The organism is Gilliamella sp. LMG 34362 (assembly GCF_984569125.1).
Map to the genome: position 1 here is coordinate 2026087 of NZ_OZ474902.1, position 24934 is coordinate 2051020.

The 24934-nt window shown below is 33.7% G+C and carries 27 protein-coding genes; 5 read left to right on the top strand and 22 right to left on the bottom strand.

Annotated features, from left to right (window positions below; translation table 11 throughout):
* Window positions 1-331: 331 nt before the first annotated feature.
* The 3 genes from nagZ to AC5LWZ_RS09325 are packed head-to-tail and all read right to left on the bottom strand — an operon-like array spanning window position 332 to window position 2348.
* Window positions 332-1378, bottom strand: a complete 1047-nt coding sequence (nagZ, locus tag AC5LWZ_RS09315) for a beta-N-acetylhexosaminidase (protein WP_493463561.1) — start codon at window positions 1376-1378, stop codon at window positions 332-334.
* Window positions 1378-1995, bottom strand: coding sequence for a penicillin-binding protein activator LpoB (locus AC5LWZ_RS09320; protein ID WP_493463562.1), 618 nt, complete (start codon window positions 1993-1995; stop codon window positions 1378-1380). The genes nagZ and AC5LWZ_RS09320 overlap by 1 nt, the downstream gene beginning before the upstream one ends.
* Before the next feature lie 5 nt (window positions 1996-2000).
* Window positions 2001-2348 carry an HIT domain-containing protein gene (locus AC5LWZ_RS09325; RefSeq protein WP_198247510.1) on the bottom strand — a complete coding sequence of 116 codons (348 nt, stop codon included), beginning with the start codon at window positions 2346-2348 and terminating at the stop codon, window positions 2001-2003.
* 332 nt (window positions 2349-2680) lie between these two features.
* Between AC5LWZ_RS09325 and rpsF the strand changes: the two genes are divergently transcribed.
* The 4 genes from rpsF to rplI are packed head-to-tail and all read left to right on the top strand — an operon-like array spanning window position 2681 to window position 4063.
* The gene (gene rpsF, locus AC5LWZ_RS09330) at window positions 2681-3064 is read left to right on the top strand and encodes a 30S ribosomal protein S6 (RefSeq protein WP_065579333.1); all 384 of its coding nucleotides are present in this window, start codon (window positions 2681-2683) and stop codon (window positions 3062-3064) included.
* Window positions 3033-3359 carry a primosomal replication protein N gene (gene priB / locus AC5LWZ_RS09335; RefSeq protein ID WP_366940012.1) on the top strand — a complete coding sequence of 109 codons (327 nt, stop codon included), beginning with the start codon at window positions 3033-3035 and terminating at the stop codon, window positions 3357-3359. The genes rpsF and priB overlap by 32 nt, the downstream gene beginning before the upstream one ends.
* Before the next feature lie 4 nt (window positions 3360-3363).
* Window positions 3364-3591: a 30S ribosomal protein S18 gene (gene rpsR / locus AC5LWZ_RS09340; protein ID WP_025314965.1), complete on the top strand. Its 228-nt coding sequence runs from the start codon at window positions 3364-3366 to the stop codon at window positions 3589-3591.
* Between the two features lie 22 nt (window positions 3592-3613).
* Complete coding sequence (gene rplI, locus AC5LWZ_RS09345; RefSeq protein WP_065579335.1) at window positions 3614-4063, top strand: 50S ribosomal protein L9; 450 nt, start codon at window positions 3614-3616, stop codon at window positions 4061-4063.
* Window positions 4064-4189: 126 nt separating this feature from the next.
* Here the strand turns inward: rplI and ggt are convergent, their stop codons facing one another.
* From ggt to AC5LWZ_RS09410, 13 genes are all read right to left on the bottom strand, one after another.
* Window positions 4190-5893 carry a gamma-glutamyltransferase gene (ggt, locus tag AC5LWZ_RS09350; RefSeq protein ID WP_493463563.1) on the bottom strand — a complete coding sequence of 568 codons (1704 nt, stop codon included), beginning with the start codon at window positions 5891-5893 and terminating at the stop codon, window positions 4190-4192.
* A gap of 251 nt (window positions 5894-6144) precedes the next feature.
* Window positions 6145-7482, bottom strand: a complete 1338-nt coding sequence (celB, locus tag AC5LWZ_RS09355) for a PTS cellobiose transporter subunit IIC (RefSeq protein WP_110447472.1) — start codon at window positions 7480-7482, stop codon at window positions 6145-6147.
* A 14-nt stretch (window positions 7483-7496) separates the two neighbouring features.
* A complete protein-coding gene (locus AC5LWZ_RS09360) occupies window positions 7497-7994 on the bottom strand; it encodes a hypothetical protein (RefSeq protein ID WP_086364132.1) in 498 nt (165 codons plus the stop codon).
* An 11-nt stretch (window positions 7995-8005) separates the two neighbouring features.
* Window positions 8006-8347, bottom strand: a complete 342-nt coding sequence (locus tag AC5LWZ_RS09365) for a PTS cellobiose transporter subunit IIA (RefSeq protein WP_086364133.1) — start codon at window positions 8345-8347, stop codon at window positions 8006-8008.
* 2 nt (window positions 8348-8349) lie between these two features.
* The gene (locus AC5LWZ_RS09370) at window positions 8350-10359 is read right to left on the bottom strand and encodes a BglG family transcription antiterminator (RefSeq protein ID WP_493463564.1); all 2010 of its coding nucleotides are present in this window, start codon (window positions 10357-10359) and stop codon (window positions 8350-8352) included.
* Window positions 10360-10507: 148 nt separating this feature from the next.
* Window positions 10508-10825 carry a PTS cellobiose transporter subunit IIB gene (locus AC5LWZ_RS09375; protein ID WP_110448036.1) on the bottom strand — a complete coding sequence of 106 codons (318 nt, stop codon included), beginning with the start codon at window positions 10823-10825 and terminating at the stop codon, window positions 10508-10510.
* Window positions 10826-10850: 25 nt separating this feature from the next.
* Entirely contained in the window at window positions 10851-12287 is a 1437-nt protein-coding gene (locus AC5LWZ_RS09380; protein WP_493463565.1) for a 6-phospho-beta-glucosidase, read from the bottom strand.
* A gap of 255 nt (window positions 12288-12542) precedes the next feature.
* Window positions 12543-12872: a carboxymuconolactone decarboxylase family protein gene (locus tag AC5LWZ_RS09385; protein ID WP_493463566.1), complete on the bottom strand. Its 330-nt coding sequence runs from the start codon at window positions 12870-12872 to the stop codon at window positions 12543-12545.
* Window positions 12865-13074 carry a hypothetical protein gene (locus AC5LWZ_RS09390; protein WP_493463567.1) on the bottom strand — a complete coding sequence of 70 codons (210 nt, stop codon included), beginning with the start codon at window positions 13072-13074 and terminating at the stop codon, window positions 12865-12867. Before AC5LWZ_RS09390 ends, AC5LWZ_RS09385 begins: the two co-directional genes overlap by 8 nt.
* Window positions 13075-13094: 20 nt before the next feature.
* A complete protein-coding gene (locus tag AC5LWZ_RS09395) occupies window positions 13095-13286 on the bottom strand; it encodes a sigma factor-like helix-turn-helix DNA-binding protein (RefSeq protein ID WP_493463568.1) in 192 nt (63 codons plus the stop codon).
* Window positions 13287-13388: 102 nt separating this feature from the next.
* Window positions 13389-13628 carry an RNA polymerase sigma factor gene (locus AC5LWZ_RS09400; protein WP_493463569.1) on the bottom strand — a complete coding sequence of 80 codons (240 nt, stop codon included), beginning with the start codon at window positions 13626-13628 and terminating at the stop codon, window positions 13389-13391.
* A gap of 262 nt (window positions 13629-13890) precedes the next feature.
* Window positions 13891-14175: a YciI family protein gene (locus tag AC5LWZ_RS09405; protein ID WP_493464201.1), complete on the bottom strand. Its 285-nt coding sequence runs from the start codon at window positions 14173-14175 to the stop codon at window positions 13891-13893.
* A 113-nt stretch (window positions 14176-14288) separates the two neighbouring features.
* Entirely contained in the window at window positions 14289-14516 is a 228-nt protein-coding gene (locus AC5LWZ_RS09410) for a ChaB family protein (RefSeq protein ID WP_493463570.1), read from the bottom strand.
* A 293-nt stretch (window positions 14517-14809) separates the two neighbouring features.
* Here AC5LWZ_RS09410 and AC5LWZ_RS09415 point away from each other — a divergent pair, with 293 nt between their 5' ends.
* A complete protein-coding gene (locus tag AC5LWZ_RS09415; protein WP_493463571.1) occupies window positions 14810-15946 on the top strand; it encodes a DUF3829 domain-containing protein in 1137 nt (378 codons plus the stop codon).
* Window positions 15947-16010: 64 nt separating this feature from the next.
* Here the strand turns inward: AC5LWZ_RS09415 and acuI are convergent, their stop codons facing one another.
* From acuI to AC5LWZ_RS09445, 6 genes are all read right to left on the bottom strand, one after another.
* Window positions 16011-17003, bottom strand: coding sequence for an acrylyl-CoA reductase (NADPH) (gene acuI / locus AC5LWZ_RS09420; RefSeq protein WP_493463572.1), 993 nt, complete (start codon window positions 17001-17003; stop codon window positions 16011-16013).
* 156 nt (window positions 17004-17159) lie between these two features.
* A complete protein-coding gene (sstT, locus tag AC5LWZ_RS09425) occupies window positions 17160-18392 on the bottom strand; it encodes a serine/threonine transporter SstT (RefSeq protein WP_110447462.1) in 1233 nt (410 codons plus the stop codon).
* Between the two features lie 483 nt (window positions 18393-18875).
* Entirely contained in the window at window positions 18876-20624 is a 1749-nt protein-coding gene (locus tag AC5LWZ_RS09430) for an acetyl/propionyl/methylcrotonyl-CoA carboxylase subunit alpha (protein ID WP_493463573.1), read from the bottom strand.
* Window positions 20617-22224 carry a 5-oxoprolinase subunit B/C family protein gene (locus AC5LWZ_RS09435; RefSeq protein WP_493463574.1) on the bottom strand — a complete coding sequence of 536 codons (1608 nt, stop codon included), beginning with the start codon at window positions 22222-22224 and terminating at the stop codon, window positions 20617-20619. The genes AC5LWZ_RS09430 and AC5LWZ_RS09435 overlap by 8 nt, the downstream gene beginning before the upstream one ends.
* Window positions 22225-22326: 102 nt before the next feature.
* On the bottom strand, window positions 22327-23109 hold the full coding sequence (locus tag AC5LWZ_RS09440; RefSeq protein WP_198220658.1) for a LamB/YcsF family protein: 783 nt from the start codon (window positions 23107-23109) through the stop codon (window positions 22327-22329).
* Between the two features lie 8 nt (window positions 23110-23117).
* Window positions 23118-24353 (bottom strand): NRAMP family divalent metal transporter, encoded by a 1236-nt coding sequence (locus tag AC5LWZ_RS09445; RefSeq protein WP_493463575.1) that lies wholly within the window; start codon window positions 24351-24353, stop codon window positions 23118-23120.
* Between the last annotated feature and the right edge of the window lie 581 nt (window positions 24354-24934).

The window sequence follows — 24934 nt, forward strand, 5'->3', positions numbered from 1 at the left end:
TTGAGCAATTAATTTTTGCATTGATTGGCTTTTAACAGCAAAAATATCAAAAGCATGACGTCCAACAACATTAATTTTTGATAACCGTTTTTTTAGATATTCAACTGGTTGCAAAACAAAGGTAATAAGGGATGATTCATTAATTTTCTGCAATAAAAAATACTGCGAGTTTAATACAATAATCGTATCGTCATGTTCAGATAAATCAAATGTTGCATCCAAACTAAATGCATTTCGATAATCAAATGGCTGATCTAAACTTAATAAATTACTAGAAAATAATGCTTTTGCTGCATCATTATAAGCAACTAAATGTGTATTATTGTCGATTTTAATGATGGCTGCTTGCATTATAATGCTCCCACTTTTCATTCAACTTCATTAAATTTTGATGACGATTCTGCCAATCATAACTCTTTATCAAATCGGCATAATTTACTTTGGTATTAGTTAATAGTAGTTTTGCTTTATCGGTTAATAATGGCTGTTTTTCATTTAAACGAGTTAATGCATCTAAAATAGCTAATGTGCCATTTCGATTATTACAAGCCAATAATAAATCACAACCAGCATTAAGCGCTGCTTTAGCTCGTTCAGCGTGATCCCCCAAAACAGAAGCTCCTTCCATCGATAAATCATCAGAAAATATAACACCATCAAAATGTAACTTTTCACGTAACACTGTTTTTAGCCAAAACACTGACCCGCTAGCTGGTTTATCATTAAATTCAGGATAAATAACATGAGCAGGCATAATTGCATCGAGTTTCTTTTCAGCGATTAATTTGGCAAAAATCTGCATATCATTTTCAATGAGTTCTTTCGAACGATAATCGATTGGTGTTTCTTTATGAGAATCAGCAATAACATGGCCATGGCCAGGAAAATGTTTACCAGTTGTTTTCATGCCTGCCGAATGCATACCATCAATCATTGACGATGCAATTTGATAAGCAATATAACTATCATGATGAAATGATCGACTTCCAATGGCTAAACAATCATGACCTAAATCAAGTACAGGTGCATAACTTAAATCAATGTCGTAGGCAATCAATTCCATCGCTAGTAACCAACCCGCGTCAAATGCTAATGATTTCGCTTTTTCTAAATCATTAAGCAAAGCAAAAGATTGCGCAGGAGGAATTAGAGTAAAGCCTTGCTTGAAACGTTGAACTCGACCACCTTCATGATCAACAGAAATTAATAAACGTTCTGATGTTACTGAACGAATTTGCTTTATCAAATCAGTCAATTGCTCAGGAGACTGATAATTACGACTAAATAAAATAATCCCTGCTACCATTGGATTTTTTAAAAGCGCTATATCATCATTGGTTAATGATGTACTCGGCACATCGATCAATAAAGGCCCCATTATTCAGCAGCTCCTTGAGCATGATTAACAGAATTTTGGGATTGGATATCCTTTGTTGTCACACGTTGTAAAATTTCACCCGTTTGGGTTGAAAGTAATTCCATAGAAAGGTTGGAATCTTCATTTTCGGCTGGTAACTTATAAAGTGTGGTAAAAAGCACATACCCAGCATTTATTGACTTTGCCAAACCGATCATTTTACTGCGAGAAACAAGTTTATCATCAACAGAAATACCTAACGCTTGTTTAGCTTGACTGATCGATTGTCTATCTGCCACAGAGAAAATACTTTGCTTATTCAGTATATTATGTAACGTTGTATCAATCTGATTTGTTGCTAAATAATCACCACTACGATTTTGGATATCACTAATTAACAACACTTTATTACCTTCAATTGCTGATGAAGATTGCAATATTTTATTTACAACTGGAGATAATATATCATTCCAATCAGTTGTTTTAACTATCTGTGGCGGAGTATCTACCACCCCAGTGTTATCGGGGATTTCTACTGGCGGATTGACTTCAGTTTTTTGATTATAACCAAGAAGTTGACATCCAGCTAAACTAAAAGCAAGCATGCCCATTCCAATGATACGTTTAAACTGTTTCATATAAGCTAACCTATTAATCGCCCTAAATTTTTACCACCTAATAAATGCATGTGAATATGAAAGACTTCTTGTCCTGCATCTTTATTACAATTCATTATTAAACGATAACCACTTTCATCAATCTCTTCTTGCTTAGCAATTTTAGCCGCAACAACCATCATATGACCAAGCAGAGCTTCATCAGACTCTGCAATATGATTTACGGTTGGGATCAATTTATTGGGAATAATTAAAATATGTGTAGGGGCTTGAGGAGAAATATCCCGAAAAGCAGTGACCTGATCATCTTGAAAAACAATATCAGCAGGAATTTCACGGCGAATTATTTTACTAAAAATGGTTTCTTCAGCCATATAAGCACTCCTTTAAAAATAGCTATTAACATTAAACTTTTATCTTATAAAGAATAACATATTTTGATAACAAAGATGTATAGATATCGTTACATTTTTACACCTAATTCACTTGTTCTAGTAAAAACTTTGTCGAAAAGTTTTTTTTATTCTATTTATAATCGATTTTTAGTTATGATTAACGGATTATTTTTATTATTTATTCATTTGTTAAAGTAATTATTTTGATATATAATGCCCCGTCGATTTCAACCGCTTAATTTTCATGTTCCTTGCTTTCAATGGGTTGCGGTTGCCCCGACAGAAAGCTGATTAATCCGTAGGGAGCGATAATGCGTCATTACGAAATTGTATTTATGGTTCACCCAGATCAAAGTGAACAAGTACCTGGTATGATCGAACGTTATACTGGTACGTTAACCACTGATGGTGGCAAAATCCATCGTTTAGAAGATTGGGGTCGTCGTCAATTAGCATATCCTATCGAAAAATTGCATAAAGCACATTATGTGTTAATGAATGTTGAAGCTACTCAAGAAGCAGTAAATGAACTTGAAGATAACTTCCGTTTCAATGATGCAGTAATTCGCAGTTTAATTATGCGTACCAAACATTCTGTAACTGAAACATCACCAATGCTAAAAGCTAAAGATGAACGTCGTAGTTCTGAAGAAGATTTTAGCGATGCAAACATGGACGATGATTCGGAAGAATAATCGTTTAGTTTTATCGGGATTGATTACTAAAACCCCGATTAAAAAAATGAGTCCAAGTGGGATATCACACTGTCAGTTTTATTTAGAACATGTTTCTGAACAAATCGAAGCAGGACTCTCAAGACAAGCATGGTGCATAATGCCCGTTATTGTCAGTGGACAACAAGAGTTAAGTTACAGTATTAAAAAAGGCAGCAAAGTTTTGGTAAGTGGCTTTATTAGTACACATACTAAACGAGATAAAACCAGTCAAATAGTTTTACATGCTGACCAAATTAAACTATTAGGAGAATAGCCAAATGGCACGTTACTTCCGTCGTCGCAAATTCTGCCGTTTTACAGCAGAAGGCGTTAAAGAAATTGATTATAAAGATGTTTCTTTATTAAAAAGCTATATCACAGAAAGTGGTAAAATCGTACCAAGCCGTATTACTGGTACTAGCGCAAAATATCAACGTCAACTAGCTCGCGCTATCAAACGCGCTCGTTACTTGGCATTATTACCATATACTGACAATCATCAGTAATTAGCAACAGAGGGAACATATAATGCAAATTATTCTACTCGATAAAGTTGCTAATTTAGGCAGCTTAGGTGATCAAGTTAATGTTAAAGCGGGTTACGCTCGTAACTTTTTGATTCCACAAGGTAAAGCAGTACCAGCAACTAAAAAGAATATTGAATTCTTCGAAGCTCGTCGTGCTGAATTAGAAGCAAAATTAGCTGAAACATTAAAAGCAGCTGAACAACGCGTTGCTGAAATCAATGCTTTAGGTAAAGTAACTATTACTTCTAAAGCAGGTGATGAAGGTCGTTTATTTGGTTCAATTGGTACTCGTGATATCGCTGATGCAGTTAAAGCTCGTGGTATTCAAGTATCAAAAAGCGAAGTTCGTTTACCAAATGGTGTATTGCGTACTACTGGTGAACACGAAGTGTTATTCCAAGTACACAGCGAAGCTTTTGCAAAAGTTATTGTTGATATTATTCCTGAATAATCATCAAATAACAGTGACAAAAAACCCGTTTAATTAAACGGGTTTTTTTATACTATTTAGTTATTAGCTAAAAATAAAGTTAACATTGGATATTCTATATTCCTTTGTTAAGGAATATTCACTCGATTATTTAACAATAATCGACGTTCCTCTGCCACGTGGATCAGATACCGGTTGAGGTTTATTATTAATAATTCTAATCGCTTGAATATCACCGCTGAAATCCTGTTTTTCAAATTGATATCCCATTTTCTCAAGTTGATTTTTTAGATCAATTGGTACTTCAGCCTGAAAAGGCTCGATAAAAATCACATTATTTGGTAATAATTGATGGTGGTAACGTGGCGCATCCATAGCCGATTTTAATGTCATGTTATTATCAAAAATATTTGTTACAACTTGAAAAATAGAAGTGAATATTCTCGAACCACCAGGGGTACCAATAACCATAACCACTTCATTATCTTTAACTAAGATACTAGGTGACATAGATGATAGTGGACGTTTATTTGGCTCTATCGCATTAGCATCTTTACCTACAACACCAAATTGATTGGCAATACCAGGCTTACTACTAAAATCATCCATTTCGTTGTTTAAAACAATACCGGTTCCTTCTACAACAACAGCAGATCCAAACCAACCATTTAAAGTATAAGTATTAGAAACAGCATTTCCCCATTTGTCTACAACTGAAAAATGAGTAGTTTGTAATTTTTCATGATTATTATCTAGTCCAGGTTTTACTTGCTCAGTAATTGAAACCGCATTGGCATTAATAGATTTAGCCCGATTAGCTAAATAACTATCATCAACTAATTTAGCAACGGGTACACTAACGAAATCAGGATCACCCATGTATTCAGCGCGGTCAGCAAAAACACGTTTTTCGATCTCTGCTAATAAGTGAACATACTGAGCAGAGTTTACTTTAACATCTTTGAAATCATCAGCTAATTTTTGTTTCATTAATAATAATTGAATCAACCCAACGCCACCTGAACTTGGCGGTGGTGCCGTTACTACTTGCATATCATGCCAATTGGCTATGATCGGGTCTCGCCATTTAGCTTGATAGTTAGCTAAATCATTTTGTGTGATTAAACCACCATTTTTTGCCATTTCTTGCACAATTAATTGGGCTGTTTTACCTCGGTAAAATTCATCAGCACCGTCCTTTGCGATACGCGTTAACACAGCACCTAATTCAGGTTGCTTGAAAATTTTTCCTTCCTGCATAGCACCAAAGTACGGTTTAAAATGTCCATTGGTCGGTGCCAGATCCTGTACTTCCTGATAACGTATAATCAGCTGTTTATCAACCGTAAAACCTTGGTTTGCAAACCGAATAGCTGGTGCTATCACTTCTTGCCAACTAAGTTTGCCAAATCGCTGATGAACCGCCCACATTCCTGCTACAGTTCCTGGAACACCTGATGCTTTATGCGAATATAAGCTTAAATCAGCCACTACATTTTTCTGTTTATCGAGAAACATATCTTTAGAGGCTTGATTAGGTGCTGTCTCTCGATAATCGATAAAATAAGGTTTTCCTTCCATCCAAATGGTCATAAATCCGCCACCACCGATATTGCCCGCTTCTGGATAGGTTACAGCTAAAGCAAATGCAGTAGCGACACCGGCATCAACTGCATTACCACCCTTTTTTAAGATTTCTTCTGCGGCGATGGCGCCATAATAATCGGGAGAAGCCACAGCACCAGCTTCAAACTTATGTTTTACATTTTCTATGGCCGCTACATATTGACTTATTGATAGAAGAAAGATAATGCAACAATACTTTCTTAACTTGTGTTTGATACAGTACATTTCACATCTCCTTATTAAAAAAATAATTATTCCCTTCTATTCTAATATTGATAAAAAAATTCAGATTTTTATTCATTATTTGATCAAAAGGAATTTTAAATATAGCATAGAAAATGGCTGTATCGTTCAGAGATTAACCATGAAAAAAACTAATATTAGTTTAGCGATGATTATAATTGAGTATATTACAAAGCAAAAAAGCACGAAATTGAGTTAATTCCGTGCGTTAATCTGTAAAGTAATAAATTAAGCTATTGATTGTCTGATTTAGCTTGTTCTTCTTTATAAAGCTTGTTGTCGTACATTTTGACAAAAGGTAGGTAAATTACTAACGCTAAAATTGCTGAAAGTATCGCAACAAACATAGCTCGATAGTCCCCACCAGTACCAATAAACGCCCCTAATCCCATTGGTGATGGCCATGGTATTAATGCAATAATTGGATTCATAAACCCACTACTAATCGCAAAATAACCTAAAGTACCACATGCCATTGGTGCTAATAAAAACGGTAAGGCAAGATATGGGTTATATACTATCGGCATACCGAAAATAATTGGCTCATTGATATTAAAAATTGCCGGGACAGCTGAAGCTCGACCCAAAATTTTTAATTGACTCGATTTAGCACAAAAAGCAATAAAGAAAGTCATAAGTAACGTTGAACCTGAACCGCCTAAAATTACCAATGAATTATTGAACTCACCAGCAAATGGAATATGTGCGCCGCCAACGTTTTCATTCATATTACTAAGCATTATAGGCGTAATGAATGCCCCAATTATACTAGCACCGTGAATACCAACAACCCAAAGCGCATGGATTAAAAATAGAATCACCATTATACCAAGCCAACTTTTAGTTAAATTGGTTACAAAGGTAAATGGAACACCGATAATATCAAATATATCCGTACCAAAATACACCAAAATTCCGTTTAGAATAAGAATTGTGAAAGCAATAACAAAAGTTGGAATTAATGCAGTGAATGATCGAGATACGCCTAATGGAACGGTTTCCGGCATTTTAACCACCCAATTACGACGTACACAAAGGAAATACAACTGTGTTGCAATAATCGCCATAACAATGGCAATAAAGATACCAGATGTACCTAAGCGATAAACAAATGGTTTTAAACGTAACCCATTAAAAACTAATTCACTTTGGTCATTAAGTAAAACCATTGCACCGCTTTGCATCACCAATTCTGGTAGAGTCATAACAAAAGCAAATACCGATAACATAGCACCATTAAGTGCATTTACTTTTAAACCAGTTTCTTCTTCTTCAATTTTAGTTAATTCATAACCAACAACAATATTAAAATAGAGTGCTAATATCCCCATTGTTGCTGTATTTGCTATCATATAAAGATCACTTACTTTGAAAATAGTATTTTCAAATACTGTTTCTAAGCCAGTAAATGTCATCGGCAAAGTATTAAACACCAAAAACATCGATCCAACTATACAAAAAGGTACTGACGCCATTCCAGCTGCCATTACTGCTCGAACAATCTTAAACTGCGATATTTTTGCCATCGGAGTCATTAGATACTTTTGTAACAACACAAATCCGGTATTCATTTTGTTTTCCTCATTCAATTGATGATTTCTTGATAAGCTTGGATTCTTTTAAAATGTTTATCCTCATTACGCTCAATTTTTTTTAGTTTTATTAATATAAAAATAGTAAAAACTAAACTTGCTGCCAAAATGCCTAATATAATGTTTACCGCCTCCGGTGAATTTTTTAGAAATGGAAAGAAAAAGTGAAACAATGGGGTATAAATCAAAACCATTAACACGATAATGGATATTAATAATGTTCGGTACAATAAACGAGCATAACGTAAATGATTTTTATGATTACGATAAAGCTTAATTTGCTCAAAACTGGTTAATGTAGCCATCACGATAAGCAACAGTGGTAGTGCTATAGCAATTGATAAGCTACCCAACAGAAAGACAGCCCAATACAGGTTAATAAATAGAAAGAAGGCTGTCGCATAACGAACCGCTAAAAAGCGATTAAAATAAAGATTAGTCAAACTGACTTTTTTATGCATTTTAAGTTGGCTTTCTAGTGGAGTATTCATCGCTAACCTCTTTATTGATTTGATAACTTATAGGTTTTTTGATAGAGATTACACATCTCAATGGCAACTTCGCGCAACGTCATTGTAGTCATTAGATGATCCTGAGCATGCACCATGATAATTTCCATCTCAATTTTACAACCATTAGCATAAGATTGTAGAAGATCGGTTTGCGATTTATGTGCTTCTAATATTTCCTCATTGGCCTCTTCTAACAGCTGATTTGCTGTATCAAATTCGGCGTTTCTCATTGCTTTGAAAGCAGCATGAATTTTGGTTTTGGCATTACCACTGTGTAAAATAATATTAAATGCGGTAATTTGAATATCCTCTGAGCTCATTTGGTCATTCATTGTTACGCTCCTTTTTCAATAAGTTGGATAAAAAGTGATTTAAACTGGTTAAAATTTGCAATTTTTAACATGGCTTGTTGCATGACCGAATCATCGATTAAATTGACAATTGCTTTAGTCATCATTGCTAAATGAGAATTTTGATAAATTGACGGTGAAATCATAAAAACGAACTTTACATCTGGGTAGTTTTCATCCCAACAAAGTCCTTCTGGAATAATGGCAGTCGCTATTTTAGCTATTTTACCTACTGGAATGGCTGGATGAGGAACCACAATGGTTGGACTAAAAAGTATCTCACCAATAACCATCCGTTTTTCCATTTGCTTTTGCATTTCTCGTTTAAAGCTTTTTGCCTCATTAATAGATAAGAGATCAAGCAAATGATCCAATACAGCTTGTTTAGATGGTTTGTTTGAGCACAAATAAAAATAATCTGCGGCAATATCATCAAAGATTTGGCTAATATAATGTGAATGATTTTGCTGTTTATCATCAAACGTTGTCACAAATGAATTTTTTGGCAATGAATTAGGTTTTTGTCTATGGGAAAGATAACGACGAATCGCTTGAACGTCTTCTTCACAAAAAAATACTGAAACATGAAATACCGGTACTTTAAATATTTTTGACGATAAATCGACCGAAGAAATAATAAAATCGATGTCATTTAACATTTCGGGATCAATTTCATAATAACCTCGCGTTGCCACAATTTTCACTCTTTCATCAAATTCATTTTCCACTCGATTTTTAAGTAATTGAGCACTACCGAGACCGGTTGCACAGATAATTAACACTTTGGCTTTCTGTTCATTTTTTAGTTTTTCAAGTGATGCTAAAAAGTGCAGTGCTAAATATCCCCATTCATCATCATTCACTTCATATTGTTGTAAATTGGGTAATTGATTGAAATAACGCTTAACTAACCCAAAAACCTCACAGTATTGGTGTTTAATTTCATCTATTAATGGATTATCTAATTTAATATTCTGTTGTAAACGTACTAACATTGGTTTTAAATGTTGGATTAATCCATTTTTTAATTGTTCATCATGCAAAAAAGGATAGCCTGTTTCTTGTTGGATCTTTAATAGCAAATTTGTTAGTGACGAACCTAAATCATCATCCAGATCATCTTGAATTAAATTAGATTTACTCATCAAATGTAAAGTAAGGTACATCTGTTCTTCTTTAGGAAAATGAAAACCAATAATCGATTCAATGCGAGCGATAATTCGCTCGGCAACTTGATATTCAAGTGATGAATTTGTTGAAACAGGCAAATCAAGATTTTGAATCGAAAGTCCCGATTGTAAACGCTTAATACTTAATGATAAATGCAAGACAATATTTTGTATCATCACATCTGATAATTTAATATTTGCCTCACGACATTCATCTAAAATAATAATAGTTAATGAATCAAAACTAATGGTTTCACAAGCTTGATTAAAATAGGACAAATGGTGTAGAAAATTAATTGAATCCTCATGAAAAAAATAGCTCATTATAAAATGACGTTTAGCTTTTTCTTCACCATCAACAAAAACTAGTGAATGATTTTTTTTAATCGTTAGTTCATAAGGAAGTAATTGAGATTTAATTTCGGTAATATCTTTATTTAATTGAGATGAGCTGATAAATAGTTGTTCTGATAATGCTTCAACATCAATTTTTTGACTCTCTAATAACAATAAATTCAAAATATAATGTTTTCGTTCACTCGCTTCTCGACATTGAAATTGTTCAACATTTTTATCTAATAAATGGTGTTCAATTAAAAATAAATTAAATGCATTTCGATCTTCAATTTGTAATTGAAAACCGTAACCTTGTTTACTTATTATATTACCGCCATTACTTTCAACTATAGTTTTTAAATCTTTAAGGTAGGTACGTACGGTACGATCAGATAACGATAATTGCGTAGCTAGTTCTTGACTACTTTTATATTCATTTTTAGAACGAACAAGTAAACTAATTAGTTCTCGTTGTTTTTGTTTTATCATTATCTACTACACCTTAACTATTAATGAAATTTATCCAAAGGGTTAAGTTACTAAAATGGCAATGTGAAACTTAAGCCATTTATGATGCGATCATTCATAAAAAAATCGCATCATATTAAGATCGGTAGAACAAAGATTTTCTTGAATATTAGTTAATATTATCCTCGACTAATTTAGCTAATTGTTCAATACCAGATGGTATTGGGATATATGCCTGAAAAGGAATACTCACCACTGGTTTTCCTACTTCATCACCTAATGCTTTTAATTTATCAAACATCATCATGGTTTGAGGGCTAATTAAGAACAGTGAAAAATCACTATTTTTAATCTTATTACTACCTTCAGTTGCTGATACCGCATCAAGTTCAATAGCTTTATTTTGGTTAGCAAAAAATTCAGTAACTTTTTTAGCCATTAGTGATGATGACATACCTGCTGCACAAATAATTAACGCTTTTTTCATAATTTCTCCTAATGAATTTAAATCGTTATAAAATTTCACCATTCGACTCAATGACTTTTTTATACCAAGCAAAAGAATCTTTACGACTACGTTTTAAGGTACCATTGCCTTTATTATCTTTATCTACATAGATAAAACCGTAACGTTTTTCCATTTCACCAGTACCAGCAGAAACGAGATCAATACAACCCCATGGTGTATACCCCATCAAGTCAACGCCATCTTCAATAACGGCTAACTTCATTTGTTTTATATGTTCACGTAGATATTCAATTCGATAATTATCATGAACGCTACCATCAGACTCAACTTTGTCATAAGCACCAAAACCATTTTCCACAATGAATAGCGGTAATTGATAGGTGTCAGTTAGCCAATTTAAGGTATAACGTAAGCCTTCTGGATCAATTTGCCAACCCCAATCTGATTTTTTAACATATTGATTACCAACTAAATCAGTTTTTTCATTATAATCATAATGATCATTGCCTTGATTGTGCCTAACAACATTGGACATGTAATAACTAAAGCCAATATAGTCTACGGTTCCTCTCGTTAACTCTTCTAAATCTTGCGAAGTAATATCTAACTTGATATTTTTACGTTGCCAATATTTTTTAATGTAATTTGGGTATTTGCCATGCACATGAACATCAGTAAAGAAGTATTTACGTTCCATAACTTTTTGTGCCATTAGGATGTCGCTTGGTTTGCAAGTTTCAGGATAGATTGGCACTAGTGCAATCATGCATCCAATTTGAAAATCAGGGTTAATCGCATGACCAATTTGAACTGCTTTTGCACTGGCAACTAATTCATAATGAGCGGCTTGATACATGATCTCTTCACGATTATCACCTTCTTTATAATAGATACCAGAATTAGTGAAAGGAGCAAAATCTTCGTCAAAATTAGCTTGGTTATTAATTTCATTAAAGGTCATCCAATATTTGACTTTATTTTTATAACGATCAAAACAGACTTCGGCAAAGCGAACAAAGAAATCGATTAATTTACGATTACGAAAACCACCATATTCGGTTACTAAATAATAAGGTAATTCGAAATGAGAAAGAGTGACCACAGGTTCAATGTTATATTTTAAACATTCATCAAACAAATCATCGTAAAACTTTAAACCTTCTTCATTTGGTTCAAGCTCATCACCTTTTGGAAAAATTCGCGTCCAAGCAATTGAAGTTCGAAAACACTTAAACCCCATTTCAGCAAATAACTTAATATCATCTTTATAATGATGATAAAAATCGATAGCTTCGTGATTAGGATAATACTCACCAGGAATAATACCTTCAGTGATTTTGCGATAACTTTTCGGCGATCCGACTGTCATCACATCAGCAACACTCATACCTTTGCCGCCAACTTGCCAAGCACCTTCCAATTGGTGAGCAGCAACAGCACCGCCCCATAAAAAATCTTTTGGTAAACCTTTATTATTCATAATCAATTACCTATGTTTATTGATGATTCAAATTTAGTATAAAAGGAAAAATAAATAATTACTAACCAACTTTTTCCGTATTGATAAGGAAAATTGTAAATAGAATAAGGAAAATTTATCTTAAATTTGGATAACGAAGAGAATCTGGAAGAAAACAGGGAGTTGTAAATTTAAATTTAAGAGAATAAAAATTTGGTAGCTAATTTTTGACTAAATAGCTGCCATTTGAACAATAATGCTAACCTGTTAACAATTTTATTGTTCAAATAATCGCATTGCTAACAAACCATGCGCCATAGTTGCACCTGCTCTTACCGATGCGGAAAAGGAAATTAATTCAGCCAACTCTTCTAAACTAGCTCCTGCTCGTTTTGCACCTTTGACATGAACATCAATGCAATAAGCACATTGCGTTGTTAGTGCGATAGCTAAAGCTATTAACTCTCGAGTTTTTATTGGAATATTTCCATCATTTCGCTTAATCGTTTGCTGATCAAAATCAATAAATGCTTGTGTTTCATTTGGAGCTGATTTCAATAAACATGCTAAATATTTAAAATCTTCTCTCGATTGATAATCACTCATATTGTGTTCCTTTTTGAGTTTGTAATTTATTTATTAAACTTAACAACCAACAGGCAGGACAACCTTGTAACAGCAAAATGGCACCCACAACCAAAAACAATTTAAGCAAAAGCGGAAGTTGAAATAAAAATACAGCATATATCAACGAAATTGCAGCTATACCTCTTATTAAATGTAAAATGATTGAGTTACGACAATACATAGAGTTCTCCTACATGTTATTTAAAAACTTGAAAGTTTTCGTGAATTAATTTTTTCTTTTATTAGCATTCTAGCTCGATGCAATCGGCTTTTTACCGCCTCAACATTAATACCTAGTTGGTCAGCGACTTCTGGGAATAAATATTCCCTAATATCTCTTAAAATTAGAACTTCTCGATAGATTATTGGCAAAACAAGAATTGCATTGATCAAATCAATTTTGAGATCGATATCTGTATATGCTATTTTGAAGCTATCGAAATCAAAACCTGAATCAATATTTTTCGAATTCCTAATTTTGAATAATCGATAACATTAACGTTCGACAATTCGAAATAACCAACTACTGAAGGTAACCACCGTTTTCAACATGCTTATTTTTCGATATAACTGCCATAGTGCAATTTGCACCGCATCATCAATATCTTCCGAGCTTGAACAGGTTCGTCTTGCAAATCTTTTTATATCTGGTTGACAAATGACTAGCAAATTTTCCAGTGCTTGCTTATCGCCCTTACAAGCTAATTCGATGAGTTGTTGTTTATTTTTACTCATTAGTTTTTAATCTCTAGCTAATAAAATCGTAATGAAATATTAAGTTTAAATGAGTTTAATATAATTTCATTGATAAAATGACCATACTTATATTAGAGGTTAAAAAATATAAAAAAGGTTCAAATTTTTTATTAATTTTGTTGAAATGAGGATTTAAGAATAGGAATAATTAAATAAGCTAATATGAATTTAGCTGCTTTGCGATAATTAACAATATGTTTATCAATTTCACTAACAGCATTGTTAATGTTTTAGATAATCATTAGATAAAATTATCAAACCCTTTGGCATATTTGCTAGGAACAAATTCAATTAATTCATATTGAGCAATTTGGTGAATATAAAATGGATCTTGTTGTATGATAGACATGGCTTGTTCATGACTCTCAGCACGACAAATAATAACACCACCAGTGCGAGGAATTTTGCGACCTGAAGCGATAAAATGCCCTAATTGATAATAACGCTCTAGATAATCAATATGTGCTTGTAAATATTTTTCAACTTGACTAATAGGTTTGAGATAAGAAAGAGAAAAAATGAACATCATAACTCCTTAATTTAAATATGAATAAGCCAACTATCCATGTCAGCTTAGCATTTATTCTTATTTATAGCATTATTAAATAATAAAACAAGCTATCTAAAATGTTTTAAGTTTTATTTAGCTACCCATTTGCCATGCTCATCCTTATGATAGACCTTTTCAACCGCTGACCAAGCAACACGAAAAGCAACTTGTTCAGCATCACTTTTATCGCGTCTTTTTATCGGATCTTGATACTCTTTTATAGCACTATTAAAAGCTTCTTTAAAAATATCTTGAGCATGGGTAGGTAAAACATGTCGGACTGATTCAGGTAAATCATCTCTTGTTTGATATGGCATATCATATTCCCCTTCGAAATTAATCACAGATTATTGATAACTTTGATTGGTAACTACGAACATCACTGCAAAATAGTTAAGTTAGATTGAATCTAATCTGATTTTACTGAAAAAAAATTTTTCGAAATATATTGTTATTAATATAAACCTTAATTTGATACAAAAGAGCCTAAATAGGTTTACTTATTGATTAAAAAATAACAAATTGAGTTAATGTCGATTATTTAATAAACTATTACATACAAAAAGCTTAACTAGTTGATGTTATTATTTATATTAAATGGAAGAATTAAATGACAACAAAAATATTCACTTTAATTTTAGCTAGTTTATTAATAATTAGTTGCGATGATAAAACAAAACAACAACCAGCTGACCAACAACCTGTAGAATCTACCAATATATCAGCGATAGAACAAGCTCCTACTCCTGCTTCAGAATCAGAGCCAGAATCAGAACCTTCTCAATCAATAGAACAAACAATGGATGAAAATACGCGTCAAGCATATGCTCAATCCGAGAAAATGAACCTTTGGCTATCCGTATTTAATTATGATTATGGTTATTTTGGACGAAAGTTAAATAAAAACGTAAAAAATACTTCTACTTTAATTAATTTAGATCAAAAGGCAAAAAAAGTTCTTCAAAATTGTGGCGAAAAAAATAATGCATGTACATTGAAAGCAATCAAAAAGGATCCTTTAAAAAATTTTTCTCTTGTTTTGAATTTATCTCTACCTTCTGAAAAATTACTACATAACTACAAACTATTAATTGATGAATTAGAAAAAAGCGAACCACAATTACTCGAATTAGATATAGAAGGTAAAAAATTTGCTGAAAATTATGTCAAATTAGCATTAGCTTTGAATGAACTACAAAAATACGCTCTTAATGGTGAATATCAATCAGATAATTACCAAAAAGCACCGAACCTTTTTAATCAACTAGCTAATTCATATAATGAGTTTATGCAAACACAACACTCAGCTAAACTTATTTATAATAAATTATACAATGAAATACATGATATTCAAAAATTGGATTTTAAAAAAAGAGGATTAACTCTTCAATATGATTGTATGGAAATAATGGATATAACAAAAGAAATTGTCGGATTAATTAATAATACGTTTGATGAAAAAAACAATTTCAAAAATTTAGATACACAAGCTATTGAACTGAAAATTCAACAAATTGTAGATATTTCTGATAATTTAAAAAAATATAAAGGTAATGACTCTGTAATAAAAACACAAGGCTTAAATCGCATTTACTATGATGGATTTGTTGATTATTTACCGAAAATGATTACGCAAATCAAGCTTGTTTTAAATAAGTTAGATGATAAAGATGTTAACCAAGAAATTAAATCATTAAATACAACTGAAAACTCTTTAATTCAACTATACAATAATTCAACCAACTAGTTAATAAATATGCAGCATTAATCTATGCTGCATATTTATTCTGCTTATTTAAGTATAAAGTTCACTAATTCACATCAACCACAAAGCGTCCTTTAATTTCACCAGAGATCATCTTATGTGCTATCTCAGAACATTGATCTAATGTAATAATTTTAGCTATGTGAGTATACAGTTTCTCGTCCATGTTTTCTGCTATTAATTGCCAAGCTGCAACCCGTTTATCATAACTTGCCATCACACTATCCACTCCCGATAGTGTTACGCCGCGTAAAATAAATGGTGCCACGGTTGCAGGTAAGTCAATACCTTGCGCCAAACCACAACATGCGACTATGCCACCATATTGAGTTTGAGCACAAATATTAGCTAATGTGTTTGAACCAACGACATCTATTGCAGCTGACCATAACTCTTTTTGTAACGGTTTATTCGGCTTTTTCAATGATTGACTATCAATAATATCAACCGCACCTAGTTTTGATAAATACTCTTTATCAAAAGTTTTACTTGTTGATGCTGTAACGTTAAAACCCAATTTAGACAATAATGCAATGGCCACAGAACCAACACCACCTGTTGCACCAGTAACTAAAACCTTGCCATCTTCTGGTTTAACGCCATAATCAATAATGCGTTTTACACAAAGTGCAGCGGTATAACCGGCTGTGCCCATAGCCATTGACTGATAAGTAGTAAGGTTATTAGGTAGAGAGATTAACCAATCTGATTTTAGATAGGCATATTGTGCTAAACATCCCCAATGAGTTTCTCCACATCCCCAGCCATTTAAAATAACTAAGTCACCTGCTTGATAACGGCCACTATGGCACTCAATGACGGTACCCACACCATCAATACCCGGTACCATTGGCCATTGTCGAACTATAGGACTTTTATTCGTCAAGGCTAAAGCATCTTTATAATTGATGCTTGAATAATGAATTTGGACTAAAGTATCTCCCTGCTGCTGCAATAACAGCTGTTTAGTAATAGTCTTTAAGGAATTCGAAAATCCAGTAACCTCATCTTTCCCTAACATAATTGCATTGAATGACATGATAATTCCTTAATACATTTAATATGTAAATCATGATAAATATTCATCAGAGTAAATGCAATCATTGAGCTACTGATTCTGTTTTCAATTTATAAAAAAGCCTGATATCTATCAGGCTTAATAGTCATTATAAATTGGCTAACGAATAAATTGATTCTATTTTGCTTTATTACGCTGTACTTTCTCTGAAACAGCACCAATAAATACCACATCACTTGATGAATTAAGTGCTGTTTCAACTGAATCTTGAATTACGCCAATTGCAATACCAATACCAATGACTTTTGCTGAAATTTCATTAGGTATACCAAACATACTACAAGCAACAGGAATCAACAGTAATGAACCACCAGCAATTCCCGATGCTCCACAAGCACAAACACTCGTTACAATACAAAGCAATACGGCAGAAAGAACATCAACTTCTATATGTAATGAATTAACAGTTGCTAAGGTTAAAATAGTAATAGTGATAGCTGCACCTGACATATTAATGGCTGCCCCTAACGGTACCGCCACGGAATAGGTATCTTCATCCATTTTTAGTTTTCGACAAATTTCCATATTAACCGGTATATTTGCTGCCGAACTTCGAGTAAAAAAGGCTGGAATAGCACTCTCTTTTAATGAAGTTAATACTAATGGATACGGATTCTTACGCATGACCATATACGCCAGTAATGGATTAATGATCAATGCTACAATTAACATACTAGACACCAATACAAGAATTAAATGGGCATATTTAAGTAATTCTCCAAAGCCTGTTTCAGCAAGAGTTGAAGCGACTAAACCAAATACACCTAATGGCGCAAAACGAATAATAATTCTAACGATAAATGAAATGGCTACAGAAAGATCATTCATCATTGTTTTCGTGGTTTCACTTGAATGTCTTAATGCAATCCCAATACCAACACCCCAAATAATAAGACCGATATAGTTAGCGTTAACCAGCGCATTAATTGGATTGTCGATCATCTTGTTAAATAAAGTTTTTAGTACTTCAATAACGCTACCAGGCGGTGTCAATTTAGTTTGATTAGCGGTATCACCTAAAGAGATATCAGAAGGAAAGATAAAACTAGCAACAGTTGCTAATAAAGCCGCTAACATCATCCCTGCAAAATAAAGAGCCAATAGTTCTCCCATATTGGCCCGTTTACCATGTTGGTGATTAGATATTGAAGCAATAACTAAAATAAGTACCAAGATTGGGGCTACTGATTTCAAAGCATTAATAAAAAGTGATCCAATAAAGGACATATCTAATGCGACATCTTTTGAAATTGCCGCTAATGCAATACCTAAGATTAACCCCAAAATAATTTGTGGTATTAATCCTACTTTGAAATAAAAACGAACCAATTTATTGGTTGAATGTGTCATAGTGCTTCCCTATGTATAAAATACAAAACGGCAACCTTATCATAAATTAAAACTAAAACTATAAAAAAATTATCATGATAACTATTTTTTATATTACTTTGTTCAATTATTAAGTTTAATTATTATCCTGAATCTATATAAGGATTAGAGAGAGTCACCAATAACTATTATTATTCAATAAAAAATTTTGAGGAAAGGGGTTTTTGATAATGATAAAACGAGAATAGCAATAGGTAACTAATTCAAATTAGAGATGAATACTAGATATTATATCGTTTAATTTATCAGTTAAGATCCCAAACAATAAGATTAGAGAGATTTATATTAAAACCAGCAGGAAATTTAAATTACATATTAATCGCCGATATAACTGATTCGAAAAGACAATACTAATAATCTTAATATAAAAAACAATATGTTTTACCAACTGCAAGAATCTAATAAAACATATTGTTATTATTAATTTATAAATTATTTTTAATACTAAATAATTTCAGCAATAGAATCATCAGCATTAACATACGTACCTTCGGTATGAGAATGTTTCAAAATACCTTCACGATGAGCTATTACTTGAATTTCCATTTTCATTGCCTCGATAATTGCAATCATATCACCTTGTTCAACCTTTTGATTATCCTCAACCAACCATTTAAACAAATTACCAGACACTGGAGCTGGAACAATTAAATCAAGATTTGTGTTAGTGGTTACAACTGATTGGGCTTCGCTATTGGTCTGGCTGATAGATAATCCAGAAAATAGTTTCGCAGGTAAACCAAGCTTACAACGTTTACCATCAATTTCAATAAAGGTATGGGTCAATATATCTTCTTGCTGCGGAAGTTGTCTTTTGGCTGGTTCAAGTTCTGCATTAAAGTCCGTTTCAATCCAACGAGTATGCACATTAAACTGCTGGCAAAAATCAGGATGGTCTATCACTTTTTGATCAAATGGTAGCACACTAGCAACTCCCTTAATGGTAAACTCGGCTAATGCACGACGAGCTCTTGCCAAAGCCTGTTGGCGATTATTACCAACAATAATAAGTTTAGCCATGAGTGAATCAAATGTAGCAGGAATTACTGATCCTGCATGAACGCCACTATCTAAGCGAACACCTGGGCCTGTCGGTATATCAAAATGAGTTATCGTTCCGGCCACCGGTAAAAAACCATTAGCAGCATCTTCTGCATTTATGCGAAATTCAATAGCATGCCCTTGTGGTTGAGGCATTTGTTTAATACTAACGGGTAATCCTTGCGCTATTCGTAACTGTTCTATCACGAGGTCAATTCCTGTTGTTTCTTCCGTCACAGGATGTTCAACTTGTAATCGAGTATTTACTTCTAAAAAAGACAGTTTACCATCCTGACTCAGTAAAAATTCAACGGTACCAACGCCAATATAATTTGCTTTAGCACAGATATCGATTGATGCTTTAACTATTTGTTTTTCTATTTTTTCATCTAAAAAAGGTGCTGGTGATTCTTCTATCAACTTTTGATTACGACGCTGTAAAGAACAATCACGAGTACCAACGACAACAACATTACCATGAGTATCAGCGATAACCTGTGCTTCAATATGTCGAGGATGATGTAAAAATTGTTCTAAGAAACATTCACCACGTCCAAATGCTACCGTTGCTTCACGCACAGCTGAATCATAGAGTTCTTCTACTTCATCCATTTGCCAAGCAACTTTAAGTCCTCGGCCTCCACCGCCAAATGCTGCTTTAATTGCAATTGGTAATCCATGTTTATGTGCAAATTCAACAACTTCTTTGGCATTTTGTACAGGTTTATCCGTACCGGTAACTAGTGGTGCCCCTACTTCGATAGCAAGTTGTCGCGCTTTTACTTTATCGCCCAAAACAGCTATTGTTTCAGGGTTAGGACCAATCCAAATTAAACCAGCATCTTGTACCGCTTTGGCGAATTCAACTCGCTCAGACAAAAAGCCATAACCGGGATGAACCATTGTGGCTCCAGATTTTTGCGCAATCGCAATAATCTTATCAATATTTAGATAGGTATCACTCGGTGTATTACCTGATAATCCATAAGCCTCATCAGCCATTTGCACATGCAGTGCATCCATATCAACATCGGCATAAATCGCTATCGATGCAAAATTCATATCTCGACAAGCACGAATAATCCGAACGGCAATTTCACCACGATTAGCAATCAATACTTTGTGTGCAACTTGTTTATTAATTTCAGACATGATTAACATGGCTCCCTTCAAATTCTTTAAAAACTCCAATCGGATTAAATTTTATTTTGGCATTAACTGGAATTTGACCAGCCAAATCCAAATGATAATTACATACTGCTGCAATAACCGGATAACCGCCTGTTAGAGGATGATCATTTAAAAATAGTACTGGTTGACCATTAGCAGGAATTTGTATTGCCCCCATACAAGTGCCTTCACTTGGTAATTCTTGTTGTTTTTCGCGCTCTAAAGGAATTTCCCCCAAAAGACGTAAACCAATACGATTTGATGCAGGGGTCACTTGCCACAATTGTGAAGTTAATTGTTGTATAGCTTGTTGTGTAAACCAATCGGTACGAGGGCCAAACATTATATCCAATTCGACAACATCATCTTTACACGGATAAGAGATAACGGGAGTTTCATTTAATGAAAGCGCATTAAAAGTCTGACTATTCTTAATCGCCAATGTTTGACCAACTTTTAGCGGATTAGGGCCAACTTGCGCCAATGTATCAAAAGAACAACTAGCTAAAATTGGTTGAATTTGCAAACCACCACGTACAGCAACATAACTGCGTACGCCATACTGCGCGTTACCTAAATGAACAATATCACCTTGTTCTAATTGGATCGGTTGATACATATGAGCGAAATAGCTTTCACCGCTAACTGTAGTAACTTTAATCTCACATGACGCCCCTGTCACAGCAATTAACATAGCGCTATTAATACGAGCTTTAAAACCACCTTGAGTTATTTCTAAAACAGCCTCATTAGTCGAATTACCTAGTATACGATTGGCACTATGCAAAGCTGCTTTATCCATTGCACCTGATTCTGAAATACCTAATTCAGCTTGTCCTATGCGGCCATTATCTTGTAATAAAGTTTGAATTCCAGTGGCTAATATCTCAATATCTTGAGATTGCTCTTGTTGTTCAACCGGTAGGGTCACTTTTTTCGATTGTGGTAAGCTATATTTAGTAGCAGTCTTACTTGCATCAATAAAATTTACTCGTGTACCTGGTTTAAAGAGTGCTGGCTCGTCACGATAAATATCCCAGACTTTAACGTTGGTAACACCAATCAGTTGCCAACCGCCGGGGCTTGCTTGTGGATAAACACTACTAAATTCACCAGCTAGGGCTACAGAGCCAGCAGGAATACGAACCCGGGGAGATTGACGGCGAGGAACATTAAGCTGAATATCCTTCGCTACCATATAAGCAAAACCAGGTGCAAATCCGCAAAAAGCAACCTGATATTCATTGCTTGTATGTCTAGAAATAACATCAGCAACGCTAATGCCTAAATATTCTGCTACAAAACCTAAATCCTCGCCATTATAACTAACTGGAATGGTAACTAATTCACCTGATCTTAATTGCCCTGAGGATACATCTAATTGAGCTATATATTGGGCAAGTTTATTTCCATCCAAAATAATGGAATTATATCGAACTAAAACAGTCCGAGCTGCTGGTATTATTTCATTTATATTCCATACATCTTTTTTATATTGTAATGCATCAGTTAATGCCATCACTTGTTCTAGAGTCTCTAACTCGACAAGCAGAGCATCAATATTAACTGGTAAAAAACGCATTATGCACCTCTAAAAGCCGCAAAGAAGATTGATTATAAGTAAATCTTTATTTGATAATTACGGCAAATAATTGAATTATATTGTTGCAATATCTACTGCAAATTACTCATTAATAACATCGGTAAATGAAGCAATTTTAACGCCATTATTTTGTAATTGTTGGCTAACTTTTTGCGCCATCGCTAAAGCGCCCATACTATCACCATGAACACAAATTGATCCAGCATCAACCTCAACAAACTCGCCTTCAATTGATATCAAACCACCGTCATTAACAAGTTGTAACATACGATTAGCAACAACATCTGGATCATGTAAGACTGCACCAACCTCCTTACGAGAGACTAAGGTACCATCGGTATGATACGCTCTATCAGCAAATGCCTCAGCAACAACTTTCAAGCCACTTTCTTTAGCCCAACTGATTAATGGTGATCCAGCCAAAGCGACTAAAACAAGATGAGGATTAATCAGTCGAATAGCATCAATCGTTGCCATTGCTTGGCGCTTATCATGCGCTATCGTGTTATATAAAGCACCATGCGGTTTAACATAACTAACTTCAGCATCAATAGATTTTGCTAATCCAGTTAATGCGCCAATCTGATAAATAACATCAGCAATTAATTCTTCAGAGCCAATATCCATATTTCGTCGGCCAAAACCAACTAAATCAGGATATCCAACATGAGCACCAATACTTACATTATTTAACTTGGCTGCTTTTAATGTTTTTAAAATTCCTTCTGGCGAACCGGCATGAAAGCCACAGGCAATATTGGCACTGCTAACAACTTTCAGCATTGCCTCATCATTACCCATTTGCCATTGACCAAAACTTTCGCCAAGATCACTGTTTAAATCAATAATCTTATTAGTAATCATGATGCCCTTCATTTTAAATAATTAAAAATAGTGAAAACAGACATTGCTCCCATATACCACGTGATAGCACAAACCAAAAGTCCTGACCACAATAGCCATCTAGGATAATGATAACCAGACATTAAATCAGCCCGTTTCCATCCTATGTAAACAAAGATAGTTAAACCAAGCGGTAATACTAAACCATTAAACCCACCAGCAAAAACCAGCAATGATACAGGCGCGGTACCCATAATTAAATAAATCGCCAATGAGGCTGCAATAAAAACAATAGTAGCAAATTGGCGTTGTTTTTCACTGATATTACGTTTAAAAGGTGTAATAAAAGTCATTGAGGTATAAGCGGCACCTATAATACTCGTGATGGCAGCTGCCCATAGTATCAAACCAAAAATACGCAAACCTAATTCGCCTAAAGCCGCTTGGAATGCTTGTGATGCCGGATTAGCGGCATAACTCGAAATATCGATTGTTACGCCACTAGCTACTACACCTAGAATGGCTAAAAACAAAATATAACGCATTAAACCAACTACCATGATCCCTTTTGTTGCTGCACCAGATACATAGTCTATATGTTCTACGCCAACCATACCTTTATCAAGTAAGCGATGAGCACCAGCATAGGAGATATAACCACCAACAGTACCACCAACAATGGTTGTAATTGAAGCAAAATCAATATTTGATGGTATTACTGTCTCTTTGAAAGCCTCACCAACAGGAGGATGAGAAGCAAAGACCACAAACATTGTCAAAATGATCATCAATAAACCTAAACCAATCATTAGGCGATCAATAAAATTACTCGCTTTACGTGATGAAAATATATAAACTGCCATTAGAGCACTAATTGCCCCACCCCACTTAGGATCAAGGCCAACTAATGCATTTAATCCTAAACCGGCTCCAGCTATATTACCTATATTAAAAACTAAACCACCAAATATAATTAGTATTGCTAATATATAACCACTAAAAGGTATAGTACTATTAGCGATATCTGATGAGTTCATTTTTGTTAATGCAACTACTCGCCAAATATTTTGCTGAACCACAAAATCTATAATGATAGAGGCCAAAATACCAAAACCAAAAGCAGTGCCAAGTGTCACGGTAAAAGTAGCTGTTTGAGTGATAAAACCGGGGCCAATTGCCGAAGTTGCCATCAAAAAGATTGCACTAATCAGCGATGCTCGCCTATTTTTTATAAAAGCAACGGTACTGCTGCTATGATTTTCCATACGCATGTTCCTCTTTACTAAACTTCTCTGTAATTATGATTAATCTGATATTAATGCATGCAATTACTATGCCAATATTTCTAACATATTTCAAAAAACAATAGCAAATATAATTACTATTTTTTTAACAAAAAACTAATTAAAAAAAATTATAATGATTAATGATGTGCAAAGAATAAACCTATAGCGATATCTAATATCATTTAATAATCATGATATAACTTAATGAAGTTAGCAAAAAATTAAATAATAATTACTAATATTTTAAAAATAAATATTATATTTTTTTCAAAAATAATTATTTTTATAATAATTGGTAAATCAAATAACCATTGCACTATAACTGATCCATTCACTCAGCTTGTTTCCTATCCACCAATAATTCTTCTTTTTTTATTTAATACACTTTTTAAATAAATAGTTTTTATTGAAGTAATAATCACTTTACTAACTAAATAATAATTTATTTAAGATTAAAAAATTGAGGAAAGGTTTTTTGAAGATAAACATAAAGGTAAATAGCTAGTAAAACTACTATAAAACAAGTTATTTGTTGGCTAATGAGATAACATTTCCGCTTT

Coding starts and splice junctions, on each gene's coding strand:
- AC5LWZ_RS09320 (WP_493463562.1), bottom strand. CDS start 1,995: ATGAAACAGTTTAAACGTATCATTGGAATGGGCATGCTTGCTTTTAGT.
- AC5LWZ_RS09400 (WP_493463569.1), bottom strand. CDS start 13,628: ATGAGTAAAAATAAACAACAACTCATCGAATTAGCTTGTAAGGGCGAT.
- AC5LWZ_RS09325 (WP_198247510.1), bottom strand. CDS start 2,348: ATGGCTGAAGAAACCATTTTTAGTAAAATAATTCGCCGTGAAATTCCT.
- sstT (WP_110447462.1), bottom strand. CDS start 18,392: ATGACACATTCAACCAATAAATTGGTTCGTTTTTATTTCAAAGTAGGA.
- AC5LWZ_RS09415 (WP_493463571.1), top strand. CDS start 14,810: ATGACAACAAAAATATTCACTTTAATTTTAGCTAGTTTATTAATAATT.
- nagZ (WP_493463561.1), bottom strand. CDS start 1,378: ATGGGGCCTTTATTGATCGATGTGCCGAGTACATCATTAACCAATGAT.
- AC5LWZ_RS09430 (WP_493463573.1), bottom strand. CDS start 20,624: ATGTCTGAAATTAATAAACAAGTTGCACACAAAGTATTGATTGCTAAT.
- AC5LWZ_RS09375 (WP_110448036.1), bottom strand. CDS start 10,825: ATGAAAAAAGCGTTAATTATTTGTGCAGCAGGTATGTCATCATCACTA.
- rpsR (WP_025314965.1), top strand. CDS start 3,364: ATGGCACGTTACTTCCGTCGTCGCAAATTCTGCCGTTTTACAGCAGAA.
- rpsF (WP_065579333.1), top strand. CDS start 2,681: ATGCGTCATTACGAAATTGTATTTATGGTTCACCCAGATCAAAGTGAA.
- AC5LWZ_RS09435 (WP_493463574.1), bottom strand. CDS start 22,224: ATGCGTTTTTTACCAGTTAATATTGATGCTCTGCTTGTCGAGTTAGAG.
- celB (WP_110447472.1), bottom strand. CDS start 7,482: ATGAATACCGGATTTGTGTTGTTACAAAAGTATCTAATGACTCCGATG.
- AC5LWZ_RS09390 (WP_493463567.1), bottom strand. CDS start 13,074: ATGTATTGTCGTAACTCAATCATTTTACATTTAATAAGAGGTATAGCT.
- priB (WP_366940012.1), top strand. CDS start 3,033: ATGCAAACATGGACGATGATTCGGAAGAATAATCGTTTAGTTTTATCG.
- AC5LWZ_RS09380 (WP_493463565.1), bottom strand. CDS start 12,287: ATGAATAATAAAGGTTTACCAAAAGATTTTTTATGGGGCGGTGCTGTT.
- AC5LWZ_RS09445 (WP_493463575.1), bottom strand. CDS start 24,353: ATGGAAAATCATAGCAGCAGTACCGTTGCTTTTATAAAAAATAGGCGA.
- AC5LWZ_RS09360 (WP_086364132.1), bottom strand. CDS start 7,994: ATGAATACTCCACTAGAAAGCCAACTTAAAATGCATAAAAAAGTCAGT.
- AC5LWZ_RS09405 (WP_493464201.1), bottom strand. CDS start 14,175: ATGTTCATTTTTTCTCTTTCTTATCTCAAACCTATTAGTCAAGTTGAA.
- acuI (WP_493463572.1), bottom strand. CDS start 17,003: ATGTCATTCAATGCAATTATGTTAGGGAAAGATGAGGTTACTGGATTT.
- AC5LWZ_RS09365 (WP_086364133.1), bottom strand. CDS start 8,347: ATGAATGACCAAATGAGCTCAGAGGATATTCAAATTACCGCATTTAAT.
- ggt (WP_493463563.1), bottom strand. CDS start 5,893: ATGTACTGTATCAAACACAAGTTAAGAAAGTATTGTTGCATTATCTTT.
- AC5LWZ_RS09410 (WP_493463570.1), bottom strand. CDS start 14,516: ATGCCATATCAAACAAGAGATGATTTACCTGAATCAGTCCGACATGTT.
- AC5LWZ_RS09440 (WP_198220658.1), bottom strand. CDS start 23,109: ATGATTACTAATAAGATTATTGATTTAAACAGTGATCTTGGCGAAAGT.
- rplI (WP_065579335.1), top strand. CDS start 3,614: ATGCAAATTATTCTACTCGATAAAGTTGCTAATTTAGGCAGCTTAGGT.
- AC5LWZ_RS09385 (WP_493463566.1), bottom strand. CDS start 12,872: ATGAGTGATTATCAATCGAGAGAAGATTTTAAATATTTAGCATGTTTA.
- AC5LWZ_RS09370 (WP_493463564.1), bottom strand. CDS start 10,359: ATGATAAAACAAAAACAACGAGAACTAATTAGTTTACTTGTTCGTTCT.